The sequence below is a fragment of the Nocardia sp. No.11 genome (assembly GCF_038752175.1).
Lineage (GTDB): Bacteria > Actinomycetota > Actinomycetes > Mycobacteriales > Mycobacteriaceae > Nocardia > Nocardia canadensis.
This window is the reverse complement of the sequence record NZ_JBCGFB010000191.1, coordinates 2,963-7,533: the sequence shown is the minus strand read 5'-3', so window position 1 is coordinate 7,533 and position 4,571 is coordinate 2,963. Positions and strand designations below refer to the sequence as shown.

The window sequence follows — 4,571 nt, the reverse complement described above, 5'->3', positions numbered from 1 at the left end:
GCGGCGGCACCGCCGCCTACCGCAAGCCGGCCCGCGGCCGCATCCGCGCCGTCGCCACCGTGGACCCCGACGGCCTGGCCGCCGTCCTGGCCGCGACCGCGACCGCCCGATTCGAGCTGTCCGGCCGCGCCGAGCTGCTCGACGACAACGACGTGCTCACTGCCGAATTCACCTTCGACTACGTGTGCGATGTGCGCATCGCCGGAACGGACGAGTGATGACCACGACCACGCCCGACGCCACCACGGTCGACACCGCCGACGGCGTGCGCTTCACCGTGCGCTGGCTGGCCGCCGACGACCCCACCGCCCCGGTGGTGCTGATCTTGCCCGCCATGGCGATGAAGGCACGCAACTACCAGTCGCTGGCCAAGGCCCTGCACGCCACCGGTCTCTCGGTGGTGACCTGCGATCTGCGCGCCCACGGCGAGGCCGAGCCCGCGCTCGGCGAGCACACCGACTTCGGCTACCGCGAAATGCTCGAGATCGACCTGCCCGCCGTCGTTTCCGCGATCGAGGAGCGATTCCCGCAGGCGCCGCTGCACCTGTTCGGGCACAGCCTGGGCGGCCAGCTCGCGCTGCTGTTCGCCGCCGCCGAACCCGAGCGCGTCGCCGGGGTCACCGTGATCGGTACCGGCACCGTGTTCTGGTGGGCCTTCGGCCCGCGCCGCTGGTTCGAGGCACTGAGCCAGATCCAGTGGATCGGCCTGGTGTCGCGGATCAAGGGGCACTGGCCCGGCGGCGTGCTGATCCCGGCGCCGATGCCGGGCGGGGTGATGGTCGACTGGTCGATCCACTCGCTGACCAGCTACTACCGCCCCAGCGGCAGCAAGCGCCGCTACAACACGCTGCTGGCGAACATGACCCTGCCGGTGCTGGCGATCTCGCTGTCCCAGGACGTGCTCGGCCCCAAGTCCAATGTCGACTTCCTGGTCTCGCGGATGCCCTCGGCCGCGGTGACCCAGTGGCACCTCGACGAGAACTCCGCGGTCGAGCACCTGGATCACTTCACCTGGCTCAAGGACTCGCCCGCGATCGCGGCGGGCGTGTCGCAGTGGATCACCGCCGGCACCGCGCCGGCCTGAAGGAGAGACGTGGCACGACTGCAGATCGAAGCGGTGTCGAAGAAGTTCGACACCGACTACGCCGTGCGCGAGGTCAGCCTCGACATCGCCGACGGCGAATTCATGGTGCTGCTCGGCCCCAGTGGCTGCGGCAAGTCCACCCTGCTGCGGATGATCGCGGGGCTGGAGGAGCCGAGCGAGGGCCGCATCCTGGTGGGCGGCAACGACGTCACCGACGCGGCGCCGCAGCGTCGTGACCTGGCGATGGTGTTCCAGAGCTACGCGCTCTACCCGCACCTGTCGGTGGCCAAGAACATCGGGTTCCCGCTGCGGGCCCGGCGCAAGCCGCGCGCCGAGATCGCCCAGCGGGTCGCCGAGGTCTCGGCCACCTTGGAGCTGTCCGCGCTGCTCGACCGCAAGCCGGTCGCGCTCTCGGGTGGCCAGCGCCAGCGCGTCGCCCTGGCCCGCGCCATGGTCCGCGATCCCGGCGCGTTCCTGATGGACGAGCCGCTGTCGAACCTGGACGCCAAGTTGCGCAGCGCGACCCGCGCCGAACTGATCGCCCTGCACCAGCGACTGGGCGCGACGTTCCTCTACGTCACCCACGACCAGGTCGAGGCGATGACGATGGCCTCGCGCATCGCGCTGCTCAACGAGGGCCGGGTCGAACAGTGCGGCACCCCCGCCGAGCTCTACGACCAGCCGCGCTCGACCTTCGTCGCCGGTTTCCTCGGCTCGCCGCCGATGAACCTGTTCCCCGCGGTCGTCCAGTCGCGCGGCGGTGCCCTGCGCGTGACGGCCGACGGTGTCGACGCCGCGCTCGACATCACCGACGAGCTCGACACCGCCACCGCGGTGATCGCGGGTATCCGGCCGGAGCGCCTGCGCATCGACCCCGCCGGCGGCGCCGTCCGCGGCCGGGTGCGGATGGTCGAGAACCTCGGCAGCGAGGAACTGGTGCACCTCGACGCGGGCACCACCAGCCTGTGCGTGCGCGCGCCGCGCCCGGCCGGGGTGCGCGTCGGCGAGGACATCGCCGTGCGGGTCGACCCCGCCGACATCCACCTGTTCGATCCCGACACCGGTCTGCGCCTGACCTGGCAGGCGCCGCAACCGGAGTCGATCCCCAACCAGGACGCGGCTGCCGTGCCCGTCCCCTGACTACCGCACGAACCATTGATGAGGAGAACCACCATGAAACGCACCCTGCCCATCTTGGGCGTGGTGTTCACCACCGCCGTCGCCCTGAGCGGCTGCGGTCTGGGCGGCACCGTGTCCTCGGACACCACGACGACCGCGCAGATTCCGGAGCTGAAGCCCGACCAGCAGGTCTCGATCGTGTTCGAGTCCTACAACTACGGGCTCGCCGGCGCCTGGACCGACACGTTCAACGCGCTGATCGCCGACTTCGGCAAGAAGTACCCCAACATCAAGGTCACCGCGCAGAAGCCGCAGGGCAACAGCCCGAACCCGGCCACCGACACCATCTCCAGCATCCAGAACCAGATGGTCGCGGGCACCCCGCCCGACGTCGCCCAGCTCGGCTTCTCCGACCTGGACTTCACCGTGCACCAGCTGCAGGCCAAGCCGCTCGACACCCTCGTCGGCAAGCAGGAGGTGGCCGAGAACTTCGACGGCCGACACGCCTACGCCCCGCGCGCCCGCGTCCTCGACGACTGGGACGGCCACACCTACGGCGTGCCCTTCGTGTTCTCCACCCCCGTGCTGTACCTGAACGCCTCGCTGTTCACCGAGGCCGGTCTGGATCCGGCCACGCCGCCTGCCACCTGGGCCGAGGTCGCGACCGCGTCCAAGCAGATCGCCGACCGCACCGGCAAGGGCGGTGTCTACATCGACTGCCTGACCAAGACCGCCAAGGACTGGTGCTTCCAGTCGCTGGTGCGCTCCAACGGCGGCCGGGTCATCGCCGAGGACCGCCGCACCCTCACCTACGCCTCCGCGCCCGTCGTCGAGGTGACCAAGATGGCGCAGGACCTGGTGAACACGGGCAGCATGCCCAAGCTGAACCAGAAGCAGGGCTACGAGGCGTTCGCGCGCGGCGAGATCGGCATGATCCTCGAGACCAGCGCCATCCAGGGCACCTTCGTCACCGGCGCCAAGGACAAGTGGGACCTGCGGTCGGCGCCGATGCCGTCCTTCGCAGGCAAGCCGACCGTGCCCACGAATTCCGGTGCGGGCCTGCACATCCTGTCCAACGATCCGGCCAAGCAGCGTGCCTCCTGGGAGCTGATCAAGTTCCTCACCAGCGAGGAGTCCTACATCAAGATCGCGCAGAACATCGGCTACCTGCCGCTGCGCACCGGACTGCTCGATCAGGCCGACGGACTCAAGGACTGGGCCGCCAAGAATCCGCTGCTGAAGCCGAACGTCGCCCAGCTGGCGAACATGGAGCCGTGGGTGTCCATGCCGGGCAACAACTATCTGCAGATGCGCGACGGCATGATGGACGCCGTCGAAGCCATCGTGTTCCAGGGCAAGGATCCGCAGTCCACGTTGACCGCTGCGCAGGCAGAGGGCACCAAACTCCTGCCGGTCGCATGAGCGATCTGACCATCGTCCAGCTCACCGATACCCACCTGCGCCCGGCCGGTGAGCTCGTCCACGGTGTCGTCGACACCGACGCGAACCTCACCCGGGTGCTCACCCACCTGCGCGAGGCCGGGCAGCACGTCGACGCCCTGGTGCTCTCGGGTGACCTGTCCGACAACGGGTCACCCGAGGCGTACCGGCGGCTGCGGGCGGCCGTCGAACCGGTCGCGGCCGAACTCGGCGCCGAGATCGTCTACGTCATGGGCAATCACGACGAACGTGGCGCCTTCGGTGAGGAGCTGCTCGACCTGGCTCCCGGCTCGGTGGACACCACGCTGCCCCACGACCGCATCGTCGAGGTCGCCGGTCTGCGCATCATCGCGTTGGACAGCACCACGCCGCTGCGGCACGAGGGCAGGCTCGAACTCGAGCAGCTGGCCTGGCTGAGCGTGCAGCTGCGCACCCCCGCGCCCCGGGGCACCGTGCTGGTGCTGCACCATCCGCCCCTGCCGTCGCCCATCGCCACCGTCGACTTCCTCAAGCTCGAGGACGCCGACCGGCTGGCGGAGGTCCTCGCGGGGTCCGATGTGCGGATGATCCTGTGCGGGCACAACCATCTGACGGCCGCCGCGGCGATCGCGGGGATCCCGGTGTGGATCGGGCCCGCGCTGTCGTACCGGATCGATCCGATGCCCCCGGCGGGCAGGCACCGCGGGTTCGCCGGATTCGGGTACAGCCGGATCGATGTCGTCGGTTCGACGGTGCTGGCCACCGCGATCGAGGCGACCCCGGCCACCCCGGTCTACGACCGGCCCGAGGCCGAGGTGCTCGAACAGCTGGCGGCGATCGCCGCACGGACGCGGTGACATGTTCGTCATCGACGACAGGCAGGACCCGCCGCGGGCGGCGATCATCGCCCCCGCGGCGGGTCCGCGCCGGTTCACCCGGCGCGCGGCGC

Annotated in this window: 4 protein-coding genes and 1 pseudogene; all 5 read left to right on the top strand. The window is 70.2% G+C overall.

Annotation, left to right across the window (positions count from 1 at the left end; translation table 11 throughout):
- A pseudogene (locus V8688_RS30490) lies at positions 1-218 on the top strand (DUF4442 domain-containing protein); the annotation flags it as partial.
- Positions 218-1,084 (top strand): alpha/beta fold hydrolase, encoded by an 867-nt coding sequence (locus tag V8688_RS30485; protein ID WP_342802239.1) that lies wholly within the window; start codon positions 218-220, stop codon positions 1,082-1,084. The pseudogene V8688_RS30490 and the gene V8688_RS30485, both read left to right, overlap by 1 nt.
- A gap of 9 nt (positions 1,085-1,093) precedes the next feature.
- Positions 1,094-2,224 carry an ABC transporter ATP-binding protein gene (locus V8688_RS30480; protein WP_342802238.1) on the top strand — a complete coding sequence of 377 codons (1,131 nt, stop codon included), beginning with the start codon at positions 1,094-1,096 and terminating at the stop codon, positions 2,222-2,224.
- A gap of 33 nt (positions 2,225-2,257) precedes the next feature.
- Positions 2,258-3,625, top strand: a complete 1,368-nt coding sequence (locus V8688_RS30475; RefSeq protein ID WP_218719803.1) for an ABC transporter substrate-binding protein — start codon at positions 2,258-2,260, stop codon at positions 3,623-3,625.
- Positions 3,622-4,479 (top strand): metallophosphoesterase, encoded by an 858-nt coding sequence (locus V8688_RS30470; protein WP_342802237.1) that lies wholly within the window; start codon positions 3,622-3,624, stop codon positions 4,477-4,479. The genes V8688_RS30475 and V8688_RS30470 overlap by 4 nt, the downstream gene beginning before the upstream one ends.
- The last annotated feature ends 92 nt before the right edge of the window (positions 4,480-4,571 follow it).

Bases quoted from the DNA above. Each gene is read 5' to 3' on its own strand.
- V8688_RS30485 (WP_342802239.1), top strand. From the start codon at position 218: ATGACCACGACCACGCCCGACGCCACCACGGTCGACACCGCCGACGGC.
- V8688_RS30475 (WP_218719803.1), top strand. From the start codon at position 2,258: ATGAAACGCACCCTGCCCATCTTGGGCGTGGTGTTCACCACCGCCGTC.
- V8688_RS30470 (WP_342802237.1), top strand. From the start codon at position 3,622: ATGAGCGATCTGACCATCGTCCAGCTCACCGATACCCACCTGCGCCCG.